The sequence below is a fragment of the Caulobacter sp. SSI4214 genome (assembly GCF_012184455.1).
In the GTDB taxonomy this organism is placed as follows: domain Bacteria; phylum Pseudomonadota; class Alphaproteobacteria; order Caulobacterales; family Caulobacteraceae; genus Caulobacter; species Caulobacter vibrioides_E.
Genome location: NZ_SZWJ01000084.1, coordinates 1 through 18,849, shown reverse-complemented (window position 1 = coordinate 18,849; position 18,849 = coordinate 1). Strand labels below are relative to the sequence as shown.

Sequence of the window (18,849 nt, the reverse complement as noted above, 5' to 3'; positions counted from 1 at the left end):
CTCGGCCTCGGTGAGCGCCACCTGGGCGGCGGCGCTGGCCCGGGCGGTGTCCTCGACCAGCCGCGCGGCCTCGGTGGCCTCGCGTTGGGTGCGCTCCAGCGTGTCGCGGGCCTCGGTCCAGCGGGTGTAGAGCACCGCCCCTTGCACGGCGCGGATCTCGGCCGACAGGCGTTTGTACTTCTCGGCCTGGCGGGCCTCGCGCTTGAGGCGGTTCAGGGCGGTCTCGAGCTCGCGGGCCACGTCCTCCAGCCGGGCGAGATTGGCCTCGGCGGCGCGCAGCCGCAGCTCGGCCTCGTGGCGGCGAGTGTGCAGGCCCGAGACGCCGGCGGCCTCTTCCAGGATGCGGCGGCGGTTCTGCGGCTTGGCGCCGATCAACTCGCTGATCTGGCCCTGGCGGACCAGGGCCGGCGAGTTGGCCCCCGTCGAGGCGTCGGCGAACAACAGCTGCACGTCGCGGGCCCGCACCTCGCGGCCGTTGATCTTGTAGGTCGAGCCGGCCCCGCGATCGATGCGGCGGATCACCTCCAGCACCGGGTCGTCGTTGAACTGGGCCGGAGCGGTGCGGTCCGAATTGTCGATGGTCAGGGCGACGTCGGCGTGGTTGCGCGGCGGACGGCCGCCGCTGCCGGCGAAAATCACGTCGTCCATGCCGCCGGCGCGCATCGCCTTGGCCGAATTGGCGCCCATCACCCAGCGCAAAGCTTCCAGCAGGTTCGACTTGCCGCAGCCGTTCGGGCCGACGATCCCCGTAAGCCCCGGCTCGATCCGGAACTCGGTCGGCTCGACGAAGGACTTGAAGCCCGAAAGGCGAAGGCGCTGGAACTGCATGAGGCCCTCCCCGCGGGGCCTAGCCCTTCTTCGCGGCGGCGGCGGCGAAGGCCTTGGACAGGCCGGCGAACTCGAAGTCGCCGAGATATTCCGCGCCGTTCACGAAGAAGGTGGGCGTGTGCTCGATATTCTGCTCATTCATCGCCCGGGCGAAGCGGTCGTTGACGCCCTTCAGCGCCACGGGATCGGCCAGGGCGTCGCTGAACTGCTTTTCGGTCAGGCCGTACTGCTTGCCGATCGCCTCCAGGCCCTCGAACAGATGCTCGCTGTCGTAGATCGCTTGCTGCTTCTCGAAGATGGTGGTCAGCACCTCGAAATACTTGCCCGGGACGCGGCGCGCCAGGATGAAGCCGGCGGCGGCGAACTCGTTGGGCGGGGTCAGGAATTCGCGGAACACCAGCCGCACCTTGCCCGTATCGATGAACGCCTTGCGCACCGACGGCAGCACCGTCGTCCACCAGTGGGCGCAGTGCGGACAGCTGGCCGAGGCGTAGACCACGAACTGCACCGGCGCCTTGGGCGAGCCCAGGACCATGTCGCCGGGCAGCGGCGGCAGGTGAGCGGCGCGCGCCAGCTCGGGGGCGGCCGCGACGGCGAGGCCGGACAGGAGAAGCGCGCGCCGGTCCATTATTTCGAGGCGTCCGCGATGGCCGCGTCCAGCTGGGCCAGGGTCTGTTCGCCGCCGTCCTCGCCGCCCAGGCGCTTGCCGTTGACCACGAAGGTCGGCGTGCCCTGGACGTTGTTGTCCTTCATCATCTTCTCGATGCGCTCGGCCGACTTGGCGGCGTTGTCGTCGCTGAGGCAAGCGGTGAACTGGGCCTCGTTCATGCCGGCGGCTTGGGCGATGGTCAGCAGCTCGCCGCGGATGTCGCCGCTGGTGAAGATGTTCCGCTGGGCGCGGTATAGGGCCTCGGTGACCTGGAAGTACTTATCCTTGCCGGCGCAGCGGGCCAGCATGGCGCCGGCGTTGGCCAGGCGCGGCTCGCCGGTCAGGGCCTCGCGATAAACATAGTTGATCTTGCCCGTGTCGATGTACTTGGCCTTGAAGGCCGGGAACACCTCGGCGTTCCAGCTGGCGCAGTGCGGGCAGGCGACCGAGGCGTACTCGATGACCGTGACCTTGGCGTTCGGATTGCCCAGGGTCATGTCCTCGGCGGTGACCTTGCCGCCCTTGGGTCCGCAGGCGGCGAGCGCGCCCAGCGAGGCGGTGAGGGCGACGGCGGTCAGGATCCGGCGGGTCAGGGGACGCATGGTCGGTGGTTTCCTCGAAACGAGAACGGCGAAGTTTAAGCGCGATTCTTAGGCCCCCAAAGAGGACCACGGAAAAGGGCGTCGATAAGGCTCCGCAACAGCGTGATCGTGGCGGCGTTGTCAATCGGATCGTCGGACCGGCGGCTCAGGTCTGGTCGCGCAGCACGCCTCGGCCCAGCTTCATCAGGGCGTCCTTCAGCGCGCCGTCGGGCTGGTCGGCCAGGCTGTCGGCGAGCTGCTTCTCCAGCGCCGCGTCCAGCGGCGGCTTGCGGCGGGGGCGCGGGGGCGCGGCGGCGACGGGCGCCTGGATCGGGCCCTGGACGATGCGCAGGCGCGTGACCACGCCCTTGCCCAGCAGCATGTCGAGGCGGGCGGTGATCTGCGGCGCCTGGTGCTGGATCAGAGAGGCCACCGGGCCGTCGACCCGCAGCTCCAGCGCGCCGCCCTGGCCGCCTCGGCCCTTGATGATCCGGACGGGCTCGGTGCGGCGGGCCAGCGTGTCGCCGACGATCTCGCGCCAGCGGGCCTGAAGCGCGGCCGGACCCTGACCGAAGCGGGTCTCGAGATCCTTCAGCAGCGGCGCCAGGCTCTTGCCGGCCGGCGGCGGCGGGCGGCGCTGCGGTTTGGTCCGCTTGGCGCGGAGGATCGCGATCGCTTCTTCGGGCGTGGGCAGGGGGCGGCGCATGGACGAAAGCTAGCATGAGGGCGGCCCTTCGCGGTAGGCGAGGGGCATGAAGAACCGCGACGCCCTCCGTTCGGCCCTGCTGGCCTGGTACGACCGCCAGGCGCGGACTCTGGCCTGGCGCCTCTCGCCGGCCGACCGCCGCGCCGGCGTCCGCGCCGATCCCTACCGCGTCTGGCTGTCGGAGGTGATGCTGCAGCAGACCACCGTGCCGCACGCCACGCCGTACTTCCTGAGCTTCACCCAGCGTTGGCCGACCGTATCGGACCTCGCGGCCGTCGACGACGGCGACCTGATGGCCGCGTGGGCGGGGCTGGGCTACTACGCCCGCGCCCGCAACCTGCTGGCCTGCGCCCGCGCCGTGGCCGGCCTGCACGACGGGGTCTTTCCGGACACCGAGGAGGCCTTGCGCGCCCTGCCCGGCGTCGGGGCCTATACCGCCGCCGCCGTGGCCGCGATCGCCTTCGACCGGCCGGCCAATGTCGTCGACGGCAATGTCGAGCGGGTGATGTCGCGGCTGTTCGCGGTCGAGACCCCGTTGCCGGACGCCAAGCCGGAACTCAAGTCGCTGGCGGGCGACCTCGTCACCGGCGAGCGTCCCGGCGACTGGGCTCAGGCGCTGATGGATCTCGGAGCGACGGTGTGCAAGCCGAAGAGCCCACTGTGCGACCGCTGCCCGGTTTCGGCCTGGTGCGCGGCGTTCAAGGGCGGCGCGCCCGAGACCTATCCGAGGAAGACCAGGAAGGCCGATCGTCCGCGCCGTCACGGCGTCGCCTATGTCCTGACGCGCGGGGACGAGGTCGCCCTGGTCCGCCGTCCGCCCAAGGGCCTGCTGGGCGGGATGCTGGGCCTGCCGACCAGCGACTGGCGGGCCGAGGCCTATACCGACGCCGAGTCGGTCGCCGCCGCGCCGGTCGCCGCGTCCTGGCGCGACCTGGGCGCGGTCGAGCACGTCTTCACGCACTTTTCGCTGACGCTGCGGGTGTTCGCCGCCGAGGGCGCGAGCGCGGGCGACTTCGTCTGGACCCCGCGCGAGGGACTAGGCGCCCTGCCCAGCGTGTTCCTGAAAGCGGCGCGGGCGGCCGAGCGGCTGATCTAACGAACCCTGGCGGGCAGGCGATCCGCCGAGCGGATCAGTCGAAGGGTCTTCCCGGGACCCTCCGACCGTCGATTACGCCGACGCCTTTCCCACAAGGTGTTCAGTTCATGCCCGCCCGCACCTGGGCGCGCAGCACGTCGATCGGCGCCAGGCCCGCGTCGGTCTTGAAGTGCCAGTAGGTCCAGCCGTTGCAGGCCGGGGCGCTCTGCACGAGCGCGCCGATCTTGTGGATCGAGCCCGACAGATCGCCGACCGTGATCGAGCCGTCCGGACGCACCTTGGCCACGTGCGTGCCCTTGGCGCAGTAGAGGGTGTCGCCCGGCGACAAGAGGCCGGCCTCGACGATCGTGCCGAACGGCACGCGTGGCTCGGCGCGCTTCGACCCCATGACCTCCAGGTCCTCCGGGGCGATCGGCGTGACCTTGGCGATGCGGGCCTTGGCGTGATCGAGATATTCGGCCTCGCGCTCGATGCCGATGAACTTGCGGCCCAGGCGCTTGGCGGCCGCGCCGGTGGTGCCGACGCCGAAGAACGGGTCCAGGATCACGTCGCCCGGCTTGGTGGTCGACAGGATCACCCGATAGAGCAGGGCCTCGGGCTTCTGGGTCGGGTGCGCCTTCTGGCCGTCGGCGCCCTTGACGCGCTCCTCGCCGGTGCACAGCGGGATGGTCCAGTCCGAGCGCATCTGCACCTCGTCATTGGCCATCTTCAGCGCGTCATAGTTGAAGGTGTAGCGCTTGGCGTTCTGGCTCTTCGACGCCCAGATCAGGGTCTCGTGGGCGTTGGCGAAGCGGGTGCCCTTGAAGTTCGGCATCGGGTTGGATTTGCGCCAGACGATGTCGTTGAGGATCCAGAAGCCCAGGTCCTGGATCGCGACGCCGACCCGGAAGATGTTGTGATAGCTGCCGATCACCCAGATCGCGCCGTCGTCCTTCAAGACGCGGCGGGCGGCCTTCAGCCATTCGCGGGTGAACTTGTCGTAGGCGGCGAAGCTCTCGAACTGGTCCCAGTGGTCGTCGACCGCGTCGACCTTGGAATTGTCGGGGCGCAGCAGGTCGCCGCCCAGCTGAAGATTATAGGGCGGATCGGCGAAGATCAGATCGACCGACTTTTCCGGAAGGGCGTTCATCTGCTCGATGCAGTCGCCCAGGATGATGGTTTCCGGCCCGTACTTCATGGTCCCGATCCTCAAGAAACAGAACGGAATCATGAGTCTTGCTGGTAAATGCGTCGTCACCAGACGTGGTTAGCGGCGCGTTAACCCGCTGTTTTGAGTCCGATCAGACTCAAAATCTTCGAGCGATCAAAGATCTAGCTCGGCGTTGACGGCCAGCTCGCCGGCCAGGGCGGCCTTGACCGGCGCCCAGCCCAGGCGGTGGATCGGCGAGGGGCCCAGTCGGCGCAGGCCCTCGACGTGGATCGGCGCGTGATAGCCCTTGTGGCCGGCGAAGCCGTAGCCGGGATAGAGGGCGTCGGCCTCGATCATGATCCGGTCGCGGGCCTCCTTGGCCAGGATCGAGGCGGCGGCGATCGAGCACGACAGGCTGTCGCCCTTGACCACCGTCTTCACCGGACAGGGCAGTTTGAAGGCGTAGTTGCCGTCGACCAGGGCGAAGGCCGGCGTCACCGCCAGCCCCTCGACCGCCCGCCGCATGGCCAGGCCGGCGGCGTGCAGGATGTTGAGCTCGGCGATCTCCTGGATCGAGGCCATGCCGACGCACCAGGCGATGGCGACGGCCTTGATCTCTTCCTCCAGGGCCGCGCGAGCCTTGGCCGAGAGCTTCTTGGAGTCGTTCAGCCCCTTGGGCACGCGATCGGGATCCAGGATCACCGCGCCGGCGCTGACCGGCCCCGCCCAGGGGCCGCGCCCCGCCTCGTCCACCCCGCAGACCGGTCCCTGTCCGCAGGCCAGCTCCAGCATCATGTCCGGTCCGGTCGCCATGGCTGCTGTTTAGGCGTGTTCGCGGGCGCGGGGAAGCGGCTCGAAGCGGAAGGTCGGAAGGGGCTGGGCCGGGGCTTCGACGCCTTGAGGCTTGGAAAACCGGGCGGAAGGCGGTTTAGAGAAGGGCATGTCCTTCGCCTCGCACGTCCTGCCGGTGGTCTGGCTGATCGCCGGCGTCCTGGCGCTCAGCTTCGTCATTCGGCCCAGCCCGCGGCTGCCGGTCTTCGCCACGCGCGGACGGGCGCTGATGGTGCTGGGCGCGCTAGGCGTCGTGGCGCTGGTGGTCGGCCTGCTGACGCCCAAGGCGCCGTCGCCGGCGCCGCGTCCGGTCGCCCCGCCGCCCGCGCCGACAAGCCCTCTGGTCGCCGATCGCGCCGCCGTCCAGGCGCGGCCCCAGGCCTATCTGACCCTCGAAAGCGTCACCGCCTTTCGCAAGGCCGACGGCGCGGTGCTGCTGACCGGGGCGGTGGTCAACACGACGGCCTTTCCGATCCGAGACACGCGCCTGAGCTGCCGGATGGCCAAGGGCGCGGCGGCGGCCGGGACCATCGGCGCGACGGTGGCGGACGCGATCCCGCCCGGCGGCCGACTGATCTTCGCCGCCGTCAACCTGGGCAAGGTCGCCGCCCCCTGGGATCGCCAGACCTGCGAGATCGCCGAGGCGAAGGCCGACTAGGTTTAGGAGACCTAGGACACCTCGCCCGGATCGGCGGCCGAGGCGCCGTTCTTCAGCTCCAGCCAGTCCTGGAACGGCAGGTCGTAGACGCGGTCGAAGAACTCGGCCTGGAAGCGGAAGGGCAGGTTGGCGTCGCTGTTCCACAGCATGACGATCCCGGTCCGCGTCGCCGGGTCGAACATCATGGTCGAGCGGTAGCCGGAGACGCCGCCGCTGTGACCGACCAGGCGATGGCCCTTGTAGGTGAAGCTCCTCATACCCAGGCCATAGCCGGCGTTCTTCAACTGACGGGCGATCGGCAGGCGGCCATAGGGCGCCATGGTGGTGACGCGGGGGCGCTGGACGTCGCTCAGCACCGAGGGCGACAGCACGTCGGGCCGCAGGCCCATCTGGGCCTGCATCCACAGGGCCAGGTCGACGATGGTCGAATTGACCCCGGCCGCGGCGGGCAGGCGGTAATAGGCGTCGGACAGGGGCAGGACGCGCCCCTGGCGATGGGGCTTGGCCCAGCTCTTCGCGCCGGTCAGGCCGCCCTGGCCGATCGAGGCGCCGATCATGCCCAGCGGCTTGAACAGGCGCTCTTCCACCGTCTGGGCGTAGGGCTGGTGGGTGCGGTCCTGGATCACCTCGGTGATCGTGTCGAAGGCGATGTTCTGATAGGTGTGGCAGGCCCCCGGCGGACACACCGTATGCAGGGTCGCGAGCGAGCGGCGGATGGTCGCCGGGTCCTCGCCGTCCTCCAGCCGGCCGTCGAAGGCGTTCTTGCCCAGGCCCGTCCGCTGCGACAGCAGCTGTTCGATGGTCAGGCTGTTCTGGGCGTCGCCCGGCAGGCGCAGGCTGGTGTCAAACCCGCCAAGGGTGTCGCTCAGCGAAAACAGACGCTCGGAAGCCAGGCGCGCGGCCAGGGTCGCCGACACCGTCTTCGACAGCGAGGCCCAGCGGAAGACCGTCTCGGAATCGACTGGCCGGCCGTCCTGGGTGGCGGTGACGCCATAGCCCTTCACGAACGACAATCGCCCGTCCTCGACGACCGCCACGGCCAGGCCGGTCATCGACGGATCGGTCATCATGACCTTGAACCGGGCGTCCAGGGCCTTGTAGCCGATCTTGCCGTGCCAGTCGGACGGCGCGGTCGGCAGCGGCTGGGCCGGTTCGCCCACCGCCAGCGGCGCCACGGGGCGCGAGGGCTTGGGATGGATCGACAGCGCCACCCCGGCGATGGCGGCGACGACCAGGACGCTGACCACGCCCCATTTCAAATGCGGCTTCCAGGCCTGGAGCAGGCTTCCCGGTTCAGGCACGAAGGATGGGCTTTCTCGTCGACACGCAAATCACCAGAGCGCGTTGGGTCCAAGTGCGCGCGGTTAAACCGCTCGAACGCGCTCTAAACTGATTCAGAGCCTATTACTGGCGGCCTGTGTCGGCGAGGCAAACGGCGAAAGCCGCGCGCCGTCCTCCCGCGCGCGACGCCGGTCTCAGTCGGGGCGCTTGGCCAGGGCGCCGCACGCCTCGTGCCGAAAACAGGTCACCAGGTGGTCGTTGACCAGCCCCGTCGCCTGCATGAAGGCATAGACGATCACCGGGCCGCAGAACTTGAAGCCCTTGGCCTTCAGGGCCTTGGACATCTCCACGGCGAGCGGCGTCTGGGCGGGGACCTCGCCGGCCCGCCAGCGGTTCTGGATCGGCGCGCCGCCGACCATGTCCCACAGGAACTGGCCGAAGTCCTCGCCGCGCTCGCGCATGTCCAGATAGATCCGCGCGCCGGCGATGGTCGCGTCGATCTTGCCGTTCGACCGGATGATGCCGGCGTCGGCCATCAGCCGGGCCCGGTCGGCGTCGCCGAAACGTGCGACCTTTTCCGGATCGAAGTCGGCGAAGGCGGCGCGGAAGGCCTCGCGCTTGCGCAGGATGGTGATCCACGACAGGCCGGCCTGGAAGCCGTCCAGGACCAGCTTTTCCCACAGGGCGCGGCTGTCCCACTCGGGCACGCCCCACTCGTGGTCGTGATAGGCCTCGTAGAACGGGTCCCCGTTCATGCCCTTCCAGGTGCAGCGCGTATGCTCGATCATGCGGTGACGCTAGCAGAACTTTTCGGGAACAAAAGCCCCTAAACGAGCCAATCCGGCCGCTCGACGCGCACCAGGCGGCCGTCGGCGGTCAGGTCGGCGTCCGCGATGCGGTCCAGGCGCAGGAGCGCCATGGCGCGGCCGTCGCGGCCGGCCAGCACCTCGCCCGCGCGCAGCGCGCCGGCCAGCACCTCGGTCCCGAAGGCCGGGGCGGGACCGTCGAAGACGATCGGCATCATCCGGTTCTTGATGGTCCCGCGCCGCTTCATCCGGCTGGTGGTCTCCTGGCCGACGAAGCAGCCCTTCTTGAAGTCGACGCCGGCCAACAGGTCGAAGTTCGCCTCGATCGGATAGGTCGTCTCGCTGCCCCAGTCGGCCGGCCCCGGGACGCCGAGGGCCAGGCGGTGGGTCTCGTAGGCGTCCTCGTCGGCGTTGGCCTCCCGCGCGCCATAGGCCCTCGCGCCGAGGGCCGAAAGGCGGGGATCGGCGTAGAGGCCCTCGCCTTTCACCGCGCCGCCGAACAGGGCGAAGACCGGCGTGTCCACGGCGTCCAGCGTCACCTTGGCCCGCAGGCGGTACATCGACAGGCGTTGCAGGATCGCGTCGCGATCGGCGGCGGCGACGTCCAGCAGGGCGCCGGCCTCGGTTCCGGCGATGAACAGGTCGTGGAGCAGCTTGCCCTGCGGCGTCAGCAGGGCGCCAAAGCGCAGCTCGCCGGGCTGGATCGTCTCGACGTCCTGGGTCAGCAGCCCTTGCAGGAAGCTCCTCCAGTCTGGACCGGAGACGGCGATGACGGCGCGAGAGGCGAGATGGGCGACGGCGATGCTCATGACGGCGATATAGTCCCGGCCTCGCGCGGCCGCCATGTCCGGAGTCGCCGCGACGTTCGGTCGCGGAAAGCCCAAAGCTCAACCGTTAACGTGGGATGCGCCGACTCAAGGAGCGGCCTATAGATGGACCGATGACACAGCGGGCCTTCCCGATTCTCTTCATCACGGCGACGCGCATCGGTGACGCGGTGCTCTCGTCCGGCCTGATCAAAATGCTGGCCGATCAGATCCCCAACGCGCGCTTCACGATCGTCGCCGGGCCCCTGGCCGCGCCGCTGTTCGCCCACGTGCCGGGCTTGGACCGCGTGATCGTAATGGAGAAGGGCAAGGGCAAGGGCCACTGGTTCAAGCTGTGGAACCAGGTGCGCCATCGGAAATGGGGCCTGATCGTCGACCTGCGGGGGTCGGGCACGGCCCTGTTCCTGCGCCGCGAGAAGCGGGCGATCTGGAAGAAGACGCCGGGCGAGCCGGTCCACAAGGTGATCGACGCGGCCCGCACCCTGAAGCTGGACGGCGATCCGCCGCCGCCGCACCTCTACATCACGCCCGAGGTCCAGGCCCTGGCCGACGACCTCTTGAAGGGCGGGGAGGGGCCGATCCTGGCCATGGGGCCGGCCTCGAACTGGATCGGCAAGATCTGGCCGATCGAGCGCTTCATCCAGACCGCCGCCCAGCTGCTGGACCGCGACGGCCCGATGGCGGGCGGGCGTCTGCTGATCCTGGGCGGCCCCGAGGATTCCCGGATGGTCGAGGAGCTGCGCATGGCCACCGCGCGCGGCCGCTGCATCGACCTGACGGGCAAGGTCGACCTGCTGACCGCCTATGCCTGCCTCAAGCGCGCGCGCCTGTTCATCGGCAACGACTCGGGGCTGATGCATATCGCCGCCGCCGCGGGGACCCCGACCGTCGGCCTGTTCGGGCCCTCGGACGAGCGCCGCTACGGGCCGTGGGGCGAGCACGCCCTCGCCGTGCGGGGGCCGCGAAGCTTCGATCAGTTCCTGGCCATCGACCCCGACCTCTCCCAGACCATCCGCCACATGAGCGACCTGCCGGTGGCGACGGTGGTCCGGGCGGCCAAGGACCTGCTCGCCCGCACCGCGCCTCTCGAGGCGGTGATCGCCGAAGCGCCGTCCGAGGAAGCCCTCTTCGAGGAACCGATGATCGAGGCGCTTGAAGACACGGGCCCCGCCGCCGCTCATCCCGGCGAAAGCGGGGACCCGAGCTGAGCGTGACGGCTTCGCGCGGCTGATCCGGCTGGCCCCACTGACGTCCCCGCTTTCGCCAGGATCGGCGGATATTTGTTGCGATGGGTGAAGGCCGGTCCTACGACCGCCCAAACCTTCGCGAGGAGCCGTCCCATGACCCAGACCTTCGACCTGATCGTGCGCGGCGGCGAGGTGGTGAACCACGCGGGCCGGGGCCATGCCGACATCGGCGTGCGAAACGGCAAGATCGTCGCGATCGGCGACCTGTCCCAGGCCTCGGCGGGCGAGGTCTTCGACGCCACGGGCCTGACCGTGCTGCCCGGCGTGATCGACAGCCAGGTCCACTTCCGCGAGCCGGGGCTGGAGTGGAAGGAAGACCTGGAAAGCGGTTCGCGCGGCGCGGCCCTGGGCGGCGTCACCGCCGTCTTCGAGATGCCCAACACCGAGCCGACGACCACCGATCCGGACGCCCTGGCCGACAAGCTGGCGCGCGCCAAGGGCCGGATGCACACCGACCACGCCTTCTATGTCGGCGGCACCCACGAGAACGCCGCCTTCCTGGGCGAACTCGAACGGCTTCCGGGCTGCTGCGGCATCAAGGTGTTCATGGGCGCCTCGACCGGCTCGCTGCTCGTGCAGGACGACGAGGGCGTCGAGAACGTGCTGCGCCACGTCAATCGCCGCGCGGCCTTCCACTCCGAGGACGAGTACCGCCTAGCCGAGCGCCGGAGCCTGGCGCGTCCCGGCGACTGGACCAGCCACCCCGAGGTGCGCGACGCCCAGGCCGCCCTGCAATCGACCCACCGCCTGGTCCGCATCGCCAAGAGTCTAGGCAAGCGCATCCACGTGCTGCACGTGACGACCAAGGAAGAGATCGACTTCCTGGCCCAGAACAAGGACGTCGCCTCGGTCGAGGTCACGCCCCAGCACCTGACCCTGGTCGCGCCGGAAGCCTATGAGCGCCTCAAGGGCTTCGCTCAGATGAACCCGCCGATCCGCGACGCCGAGCATGTTGCCGGCATTTGGCGCGGGATCGACACCGGCGTCGCCGACGTGCTCGGCTCCGACCATGCCCCGCACACCCGCGAGGAGAAGGCCCGGCCCTATCCGGCCTCGCCCTCGGGTATGCCCGGCGTCCAGACCCTGGTGCCGATCATGCTGACCCACGTGGTCGACGGGAAGCTGACCCTGGAGCGCTTCGTCGACCTGACCAGCCATGGCGTCAACCGCGTCTTCGGCCTGGCCGACAAGGGCCGCATCGCCGAGGGCTTCGACGCCGACTTCACCATCGTCGACATGAAGGCCCGCCGCGTCATCACCCATGACTGGATGGCCACCCGTTCGGGCTGGACCCCGTTTGACGGCTTCGAGGCCAAGGCCTGGCCCAAGGCGACCATCGTGCGCGGCATCGTCGTCATGCGCGACGACGAGGTCATCGCCGAAGGTCGCGGCGAGCCGGTGCGGTTCCTGGAGACCCTGGCGGGGTAGAGCGCCCCGGCCCTTAGTCCTCGCTCGGGTCCAGCAGCTTGTGGGCATGGATGATGAAATAGCGGGCGTGGGCGTTGTCGACGGTGGCCTGCGCCTTGGCCTTCCAGGCCTTGTGGGCTTCTTCGTAGTTCGGGAACGCGCCGACGAACTCGACCTTCGACAGGTCGCGGAACTCGTTGCCGGCGACTTCCTTCAGTTCACCGCCGACGACGATATGGAGCAGCTGCTTATCGGGCATTTGGAGCAAGGTTCCTGCGAGGAATTGGTTTTATGGCAGCTCGATATGCCCGACACGTGACAGGATCAACGGGTGAAGCGCCTTATTGGCGCAAACTAGGCTGGGAACCAGGGGAACGGGACGATTATAGGCGAATTCCCGGCCCTTATGGTCGGTGAGCAGCGCCCCGGCCTGGCGCCGGATCAGGTCGGCGGCGGCCAGGTCCCACTCGCTCTTGGGCGACAGGGCGATGGCCGCGTCGAAGTGGCCGGAGGCGACGAGGCACACCCGGTAGGCGATGGAGTTGCGGGTCTCGACCCGCATGTCCGGCCAGGGCTCGGGCCAGGCGGGATGGGCGAACATCTTGGCGTCGCCCAGCATGGCCGCGCCGAACAACCGGTCGGTCGCGCTGGGAGCGATCGGCGCGCCGTTCAGGGTGGCGGGCGTCTCGGCCGTGGCGGCGTAGGTCTCGTCCAGGGCGGGCGCGTGGACGACGGCGGCGACGGGCTTGCCGTTCTCGACCACGGCGATCGAGACCGCGAACCAAGGCTTGCCCTTCATGAAGGCCACCGTGCCGTCGATCGGGTCGACCACGAACTGGCGCGTCGTGGCCAGGCGAGCGGGATCGTCGGCGGTTTCCTCCGACAGCCAGCCGTAGCCCGGCCGCGCGGCGGTCAGCTCCGTCCTCAATAGGGTGTCGACGGCCAGGTCTGCGTCGGTGACGGGCGAGCCGCCTTCCTTGGACCAGATCTTCAAGCCGCCTTCGCGCGCGCCGAGCGCCAGCTCGCCGGCCTCCCGCGCGGCCGCGATGATCAGGTCCAGGTCGTTCATTTACCCGCGATCGCCAGGGCGTCGACCAGGATCGACGGGCTGTTGCTGGCGCCCCGGAACTCAAGGTCCGATCCCGGAATCAGGCGGGCATAGATGTCGATCAGGTTGCCGGCCACGGTGATCTCGGTGACCGGGCCAGTGCTGTCGCCGTTCTCGAACCAGTAGCCCGAGCAGCCCACCGACCAGTCGCCGGTGTTGCCGTTCAGCGACGGCCCAAACATCGAGGTGACGACGAGGCCGGTTCCGGCGTCCTTCATCAGGCCGGCCAGATCCTTCTCGCCCGGCTGGAGCGTCAGGTTGTGGGTCGAGACGCCGGAAGGGCCCGCCAAGCCGCGCGAGGCATGGCCGGTGGTGACCAGGCCCAGCTGCTTGGCCGAGCTTGTGTTCAGCAGCCAGGTGGTCAGGACCCCGTCGTCGATCAGGGCGCGGGCCTGCGTCTCCACGCCTTCGTCGTCGAACGGCGCCGAACCCAGGCCGCGAACCCGGTGCGGGTCCTCCAGCAGGTCGACGCCCTTGGCGAAGATCCGCTGGCCCAGCTTGTCCTTGAGGAACGAGGTCCCGCGGGCGATCGACGGGCCGGAGATGGCGCCCAGCAGCGGGCCGATCAGGCTCATGGCCAGGCGGTTCTCGAAGATCACCGGCGCGGTGGTCGAGGCGATCTTGCGCGGGTTCAGGCGGGCCACGGCCTGGCGGCCGGCCTCCATGCCGATGTCGCCGGCGGCCGGCAGGTCGCCGAAATGGCGGGTCGAGCGGCCCTCGCCGCCGCGCTCCATGCCCGCGCCCTCCCCGGCGATGGCCGAGGCCGAGACGGAATGGCCGGTGGCGGCGTGGGTCCCGCGGAAGCCCTCGCTGGTCGCCAGGGTCCAGCGCGAAGACGACCAGGTGGCCGAGCCGCCGTCGGAATTGGTCACGCCCTTGACCGCGCGCGCGTGCTCCTCGGCCGTGCGGGCCTGGCCTTCCAGGGTCTCGGCCGACGGCTCGTAGGGGTCGATCAGGTCGAGGTTGGGGAACGGGCCGCGCGCCAGGCGCTCGGACGGCGCCAGGCTGGCATAGGGGTCTTCCGGCGCCAGACGGGCCATGGCCACGGCGCGCTCGATCAGCTTGGCGCGGGCCTCGGCCGAGATGTCGGAGCCGGAGACGGTGGCGCTGCGAGCCCCGATGAAGACGCGCAGGCCCAGATCGCGGGCCTCCTCGCGCTCGACCTCCTCCAGATCGCCGAGGCGGACCGAGACGGACAGGGATTGGCGCTCGGCGAAAACGGCCTCGGCCGCGTCGGCCCCGGCCTTGCGCGCGGCGGCGACCACGTCATGCAGCAGATTATCGTCCATGCGGTCTTATGGACGACCGCCCCCCGGAGGGGCAAGCGCTACCCGATCGCCGACAGCAACAGGGCCACGCCCGCGAAGATGTAGGCCAGCCAAGTGGCGACCATGCCCACCGCGCGCGGGATCGAGGCGCCGCCGCTGTTGGAGAGGCCGATGGCGTGGAGCACGCGGCCGGCGAACAGCAGCAGGCCCACGACGTGGATGGCCAGCGGCGCGGCGCCGGTCACGGCCAGCACGGCCAGGGCGGCGATACCGGCCGGCACATATTCGGCGGCGTTGCCGAAGGCGCGGATGGCGCGGGCCAGTTCCGGAATGCCCTCGTCGCCCAGGGCGACCTTGTGCTTCTGGCGCAGGCGCACGACCAGCATCGACAGCGCCAGCAGCAGGAAAAGATGCAGGCCGGCCCACAGCGCCGCCGCGTGGCCGGAAGTGATCGTGTCCATGTCGTCGAAAGCCTTGGTCTGTCGCTTCCGCCGCCGCGCGGAAAGGCGGCATATGAGCCCTTCCGCCGGACGTCGGCAACCTGGTCCTACCTATCGCGCGATTTCGCGGGCGATGGGATAGAGCAGGTAGTGGTCGTCGTAGAAGGGCGTGCGCTCGTAGAACCAGGCCAGGCGCGCCTCGGGATCGGCGGCGAACGCGGGTTCCGCCGCCAGCTTGGCCTCGAACGCGGCCTTCAGCGTCGGGTCGGCCGCCATCATCGCCTCGGCCAGCGGGGCGATGGCGTAGGGCTCGATATATTCCACCCGGCTCAGCACCTCGGGGACCATGCCCCAGGCGAAGACGCTCTCGCTGGACTGGGGCTCGAGCAGCAGCACGACAAGATCGCCCAGCGGCTGGTCGGTCGACACGCGCGCCGAGCCCTTGGGAAAGGTCCAGGCGCGGGTCTCGGTCGCGACCTGGTCGACGCTGACCTGAACGTGACCCTCGTTGGCGCGATCCGCCAGCTTGGGGTCGATCAGCCGGATCATCTCGACCTCGACCGTCCTGTCCTCGGCCAGGATTTCCAGCGCCACGCCATGCAGCGCCAGGCGCTCGATGATGTCGGCCCGGTAGCTCGGCACGTAGTAGGCGGCCGGGCGCTTCAGGGTCAGCGACGGCTTGGAGCCGTGGAAAGGCAGGTTCCAGATCTCGGGATCGGCCTCGCCCAGCCAGCGCACTTCCTTCCGGCCCGAGGCGGGGCTGTCATAGTGTTCGTATTTGACCCCCTTGAAGGCGCGCATGTAGGCCGGCTCGTCGTCGGGGACGAAGTTGGTCGGGATCTCGGCCGGACGCAGGGCGCTGTCTTCGGCGATGGCGGCCCGCAGGTCGCCGCCCCGTTCGGCCAGCAGCTTCAGCGCCGTCTCGATGAACACATAGGTCCCCAGCACGCGCTGAGCGTGGGGCTTGAGGCTGTGGTTCTCGATCAGGATGGTCGGGACGTGAGCGGCCGCGCCCCAGCCGTTCGAGAAGCGCTCGCCCAGGCCCCCGTCATTGAGTCCGGCCTTGGGATCGCGCTCGTCGACGCCGAACACCAGCTCGCCCGGGATGTGGCCCTCGGCCTCCAGGCTGGCGTTCATGGCCGGCTTGAACACGTTGTCCAGCCAGCGGGCGATGGCTGGCGAGCGGCACCAGACGCCATTCTCGCCATTGAAGCCGTAGGTGACGTCATATTGGTAGTCCATGCCGTCGGTCACATGGACGTCGACATAGAGATCGGCCCGGTACTTGGCCTGCAGCCGCTTCAGCGCCCGCATCTCCGGCTGGTCCAGCTTCATGAAGTCGCGATTGAGGTTCTGATTGGTCGCGGTGTTGCGCCAGCCCTGGATGCGCGGCCCGCGCTGGTTGGGGCGCGAATAGGGGCCCGAGCGCTCGTGGCCGTCGACCGACAGGATCGGGATCAGGACGAGGTTGACCTTGTCGAGCAGGCCGTCCTTGCCGTGAAAGGCCATGTCACGCAGCAGCATCATGCCGGCGTCCTTACCGTCGATCTCGCCGGGGTGGATGCCGCACTGAACCAGCAGCAGCGGCTTCTTCGGATCGAGAATCGCGCCGTCCTTGCTGGCGATGACCGCGTAGATCTCACGCCCCTGCGGCGAGGTCCCGAAGGGCTCGATCCGGACCAGGTCGGACGCGGCCTCCAGCCGGTCGAACCACGCTCGAGTGTCGACATAGTTCGGCGAGAAATCATGCTCGCCGTCGGCCTCGAACGGCGTCACCCACGGATCGGAAGCGTCGCGGAGAAGCGCCTGGCTGGCGCCCTGCCAGGGTAGGGCGGGCGGCAGGAAGGGTTGGTCCCAGGGGGTTTTGGGCGGGGCCATGCTCGTACTCGCTATCAGACTTAGAATCGTTTCCAGATCGGCTTACCATCCCCCGGCAGCCCCAGCCGCGCCCACTTCTCGCTGACCGCGTCGATCACGGCCTGGTCCATGCGGATCTCCTGGCCCCATTCGCGCTTGGTCTCGGGCGGCCACTTGTCGGTGGCGTCGAGGCCGATCTTGGAACCCAGGCCGCTCTCGGGCGAGGCGAAGTCCAGATAGTCGATCGGGGTGTGCTCGATCACCGTGATGTCCCGCGCCGGGTCCATCTTGGTGCTGATCGCCCACATCACGTCCTTCCAGTCGCGGGCGTTGATGTCGTGGTCCACGACGATCACCCACTTGGTGTACATGAACTGGCGCAGATAGCTCCAGACGCCCAGCATCACGCGCTTGGCGTGGCCCGGATAGGCCTTCTTCATCGACACCACGGCGATGCGGTAGCTGCAGCCTTCGGGCGGCAGCCAGAAGTCGACGATCTCGGGGAACTGCTGGCGAATGAGGGGAATGAACACCTCGTTCAGCGCCTCGCCCAGCACCGAGGGCTCGTCCGGCGGACGGCCGGTGAAAGTGGTCAGGTAGATCGGGTCCTTCCTCATGGTGATGGCCGTCACCTGGAAGACCGGGAATTTCTCGACGCTGTTGTAGTAGCCGGTGTGGTCGCCGTAGGGGCCCTCGTCGGCGAATTCGTCCAGCAGGACGTGACCCTCGATGACGATCTCGGCGTGGGCCGGCACCATCAGCGGCACGGTCTTGGCGGGCGCGAGATCGACCTTGGCGCCGCGCAGCAGGCCGGCGAACTGGTATTCCGACAGGGTGTCGGGCACCGGCGTCACGGCCGCCAGGATGGTGCCCGGATCCGCGCCCAGGACGGCGCAGGCGGGTAGGGGCTCGCGGGTTCCCGACTTCTTGTGGCGAGCGTAGTGCTGGGCGCCGCCGCGATGGGCCAGCCAACGCATGATGCACTTGTCCTTACCCAGCACCTGCATCCGGTAGATGCCGAGGTTGAAGTCGTCCTCGCGGTCCTTGCCGGGGCCCTTGGTCACGACCAGCGGCCAGGTGATCAGCGGCGCCGGCTCGCCCGGCCAGCAGGTCTGGACCGGCAGTTTGGAGAGGTCGATCTGGTCGCCGGTCAGGACGACCTCCTGCACGGGAGCCTTCTTCACTGTCCCGGGCCGCATCGACATGACGGTCTTGGCCAGCGGCAGCATGTCGAGCGCGTCCTTGATCCCTTTCGGCGGCTGGGGCTGGCGCAGGAAGGCCAGCAGCTCGCCGACCTCGCGCAGCTCGCCGGCGGTCTCGCGCGGCTCGCCGCCCAGGGTGACGCCCATGGCCACGCGCTTGACCGTGCCGAACAGGTTGGCCAGCGCCGGCATCGACGAGCGCGAGCCGTCGGGCAGCAGGACGTGCTCGAACAGCACGGCCGGCCCGCCGGTCGCCAGGAGGCGCGTCTGGATTTCGGTCATCTCCAGCACGCTGGAGACGGGTTCCTTGACCCGGACCAGCTCGCCCTTGGCCTCCAGGACGTCGATGAACTCGCGAAGGGATCGGTAGGCCATGGGGACTCCTGGGAACGGGCGGAACCTAGACCGGGCGGTTCGAGAACTGAACCCCAACTCCCGATTTCCCCGGCGAATGCCGGGGGCCAGATTCACCCCTTGAGGTTGGGGTTTCGCGACCAATGTCGCGACGATCCGGCGGCGCTCGCGGGTTCGATCTGGGCCCCGGCATTCGCCGGGGAAATCGGAAAGAGCTTATGCCGATACGGCCAGGTCGTCGGCGTGGATCATCGGACCTTCGGTGAAGCCCAGTTCCGCCTCGATGGCGTCCGAGCGCAGGCCGGCGATGCGCTGGGCGTCGGCGCTGTCATAGCGGACGATGCCGCGGGCGACCTCGCGGCCGGTCTCGTCGCGGACGCGGACGGCGTCGCCCTTGTCGAACGGACCCTCGATGGCGCGCACGCCGGCCGACAGCAGGCTCTTGCCGGCCTCCAGGGCCTTGACGGCGCCAGCGTCGACCGTGACCCAGCCCTGGGGCGCCAGCGAGCCGGCGATCCACGCCTTGTAGGCGGCGGCGGGGCTCGCGGCGCCCTATATGACGGGCCGTCAGAAG

At 69.3% G+C, this 18,849-nt stretch carries 19 protein-coding genes and 1 pseudogene; 4 read left to right on the top strand and 16 right to left on the bottom strand.

Translation table 11 applies throughout. The features are described 5' to 3' along the window. The 4 genes from FCU40_RS18620 to FCU40_RS18605 form a co-directional block, all read right to left on the bottom strand. Positions 1 to 828 (bottom strand): AAA family ATPase (locus FCU40_RS18620; protein WP_168076964.1); only part of this gene is annotated, 828 nt, incomplete at its 3' end. 19 nt (positions 829 to 847) lie between these two features. Further along, on the bottom strand, positions 848 to 1,456 hold the full coding sequence (locus FCU40_RS18615; RefSeq protein WP_168076962.1) for a thioredoxin domain-containing protein: 609 nt from the start codon (positions 1,454 to 1,456) through the stop codon (positions 848 to 850). Continuing rightward, on the bottom strand, positions 1,456 to 2,079 hold the full coding sequence (locus FCU40_RS18610) for a DsbA family protein (RefSeq protein ID WP_004615705.1): 624 nt from the start codon (positions 2,077 to 2,079) through the stop codon (positions 1,456 to 1,458). The genes FCU40_RS18615 and FCU40_RS18610 overlap by 1 nt, the downstream gene beginning before the upstream one ends. Positions 2,080 to 2,224: 145 nt before the next feature. Further along, a complete protein-coding gene (locus FCU40_RS18605; protein WP_168076960.1) occupies positions 2,225 to 2,764 on the bottom strand; it encodes a DciA family protein in 540 nt (179 codons plus the stop codon). A gap of 46 nt (positions 2,765 to 2,810) precedes the next feature. On the opposite strand from FCU40_RS18605, the gene mutY reads away from it, so the two are divergent. After that, the gene (mutY, locus tag FCU40_RS18600) at positions 2,811 to 3,860 is read left to right on the top strand and encodes an A/G-specific adenine glycosylase (RefSeq protein ID WP_168076958.1); all 1,050 of its coding nucleotides are present in this window, start codon (positions 2,811 to 2,813) and stop codon (positions 3,858 to 3,860) included. 100 nt (positions 3,861 to 3,960) lie between these two features. Here mutY and ccrM read toward each other — a convergent pair whose 3' ends face one another. After that, the gene (gene ccrM / locus FCU40_RS18595; protein ID WP_004615701.1) at positions 3,961 to 5,037 is read right to left on the bottom strand and encodes an adenine-specific DNA-methyltransferase CcrM; all 1,077 of its coding nucleotides are present in this window, start codon (positions 5,035 to 5,037) and stop codon (positions 3,961 to 3,963) included. Between the two features lie 126 nt (positions 5,038 to 5,163). Beyond that, positions 5,164 to 5,802 (bottom strand): ribonuclease HII, encoded by a 639-nt coding sequence (locus FCU40_RS18590; protein ID WP_168076955.1) that lies wholly within the window; start codon positions 5,800 to 5,802, stop codon positions 5,164 to 5,166. Positions 5,803 to 5,929: 127 nt separating this feature from the next. Here FCU40_RS18590 and FCU40_RS18585 point away from each other — a divergent pair, with 127 nt between their 5' ends. Continuing rightward, the gene (locus tag FCU40_RS18585; protein ID WP_168076953.1) at positions 5,930 to 6,478 is read left to right on the top strand and encodes a hypothetical protein; all 549 of its coding nucleotides are present in this window, start codon (positions 5,930 to 5,932) and stop codon (positions 6,476 to 6,478) included. 11 nt (positions 6,479 to 6,489) lie between these two features. Here the strand turns inward: FCU40_RS18585 and FCU40_RS18580 are convergent, their stop codons facing one another. The 3 genes from FCU40_RS18580 to FCU40_RS18570 all read right to left on the bottom strand — a co-directional run bounded on the left by FCU40_RS18580 (position 6,490) and on the right by FCU40_RS18570 (position 9,410). Continuing rightward, entirely contained in the window at positions 6,490 to 7,779 is a 1,290-nt protein-coding gene (locus FCU40_RS18580; protein ID WP_241693644.1) for a serine hydrolase domain-containing protein, read from the bottom strand. 174 nt (positions 7,780 to 7,953) lie between these two features. Further along, complete coding sequence (locus FCU40_RS18575; RefSeq protein WP_168076951.1) at positions 7,954 to 8,547, bottom strand: DNA-3-methyladenine glycosylase I; 594 nt, start codon at positions 8,545 to 8,547, stop codon at positions 7,954 to 7,956. 38 nt (positions 8,548 to 8,585) lie between these two features. After that, complete coding sequence (locus tag FCU40_RS18570; RefSeq protein ID WP_168076949.1) at positions 8,586 to 9,410, bottom strand: folate-binding protein YgfZ; 825 nt, start codon at positions 9,408 to 9,410, stop codon at positions 8,586 to 8,588. Between the two features lie 95 nt (positions 9,411 to 9,505). On the opposite strand from FCU40_RS18570, the gene FCU40_RS18565 reads away from it, so the two are divergent. After that, positions 9,506 to 10,600, top strand: coding sequence for a glycosyltransferase family 9 protein (locus tag FCU40_RS18565; protein ID WP_168076947.1), 1,095 nt, complete (start codon positions 9,506 to 9,508; stop codon positions 10,598 to 10,600). 132 nt (positions 10,601 to 10,732) lie between these two features. Next, the gene (locus FCU40_RS18560; protein ID WP_168076945.1) at positions 10,733 to 12,067 is read left to right on the top strand and encodes a dihydroorotase; all 1,335 of its coding nucleotides are present in this window, start codon (positions 10,733 to 10,735) and stop codon (positions 12,065 to 12,067) included. A 13-nt stretch (positions 12,068 to 12,080) separates the two neighbouring features. Here FCU40_RS18560 and FCU40_RS18555 read toward each other — a convergent pair whose 3' ends face one another. From FCU40_RS18555 to FCU40_RS18525, 7 genes and pseudogenes are all read right to left on the bottom strand, one after another. Beyond that, on the bottom strand, positions 12,081 to 12,314 hold the full coding sequence (locus FCU40_RS18555) for a DUF4170 domain-containing protein (RefSeq protein ID WP_165570563.1): 234 nt from the start codon (positions 12,312 to 12,314) through the stop codon (positions 12,081 to 12,083). 21 nt (positions 12,315 to 12,335) lie between these two features. Next, positions 12,336 to 13,115, bottom strand: coding sequence for a 3'(2'),5'-bisphosphate nucleotidase CysQ (locus FCU40_RS18550; RefSeq protein ID WP_168076943.1), 780 nt, complete (start codon positions 13,113 to 13,115; stop codon positions 12,336 to 12,338). Then, positions 13,112 to 14,443: a TldD/PmbA family protein gene (locus tag FCU40_RS18545; RefSeq protein WP_168076941.1), complete on the bottom strand. Its 1,332-nt coding sequence runs from the start codon at positions 14,441 to 14,443 to the stop codon at positions 13,112 to 13,114. The genes FCU40_RS18550 and FCU40_RS18545 overlap by 4 nt, the downstream gene beginning before the upstream one ends. Positions 14,444 to 14,481: 38 nt before the next feature. Then, positions 14,482 to 14,883: an MAPEG family protein gene (locus tag FCU40_RS18540; RefSeq protein WP_004615688.1), complete on the bottom strand. Its 402-nt coding sequence runs from the start codon at positions 14,881 to 14,883 to the stop codon at positions 14,482 to 14,484. Positions 14,884 to 14,973: 90 nt separating this feature from the next. Further along, complete coding sequence (locus tag FCU40_RS18535; protein WP_168076939.1) at positions 14,974 to 16,740, bottom strand: M14 family metallopeptidase; 1,767 nt, start codon at positions 16,738 to 16,740, stop codon at positions 14,974 to 14,976. Positions 16,741 to 16,760: 20 nt separating this feature from the next. Next, positions 16,761 to 18,296, bottom strand: coding sequence for a UbiD family decarboxylase (locus tag FCU40_RS18530; RefSeq protein WP_168076937.1), 1,536 nt, complete (start codon positions 18,294 to 18,296; stop codon positions 16,761 to 16,763). A 195-nt stretch (positions 18,297 to 18,491) separates the two neighbouring features. After that, positions 18,492 to 18,821 (bottom strand): annotated as a pseudogene (locus FCU40_RS18525) (PUA domain-containing protein); the annotation flags it as partial. Positions 18,822 to 18,849 lie beyond the last annotated feature (28 nt).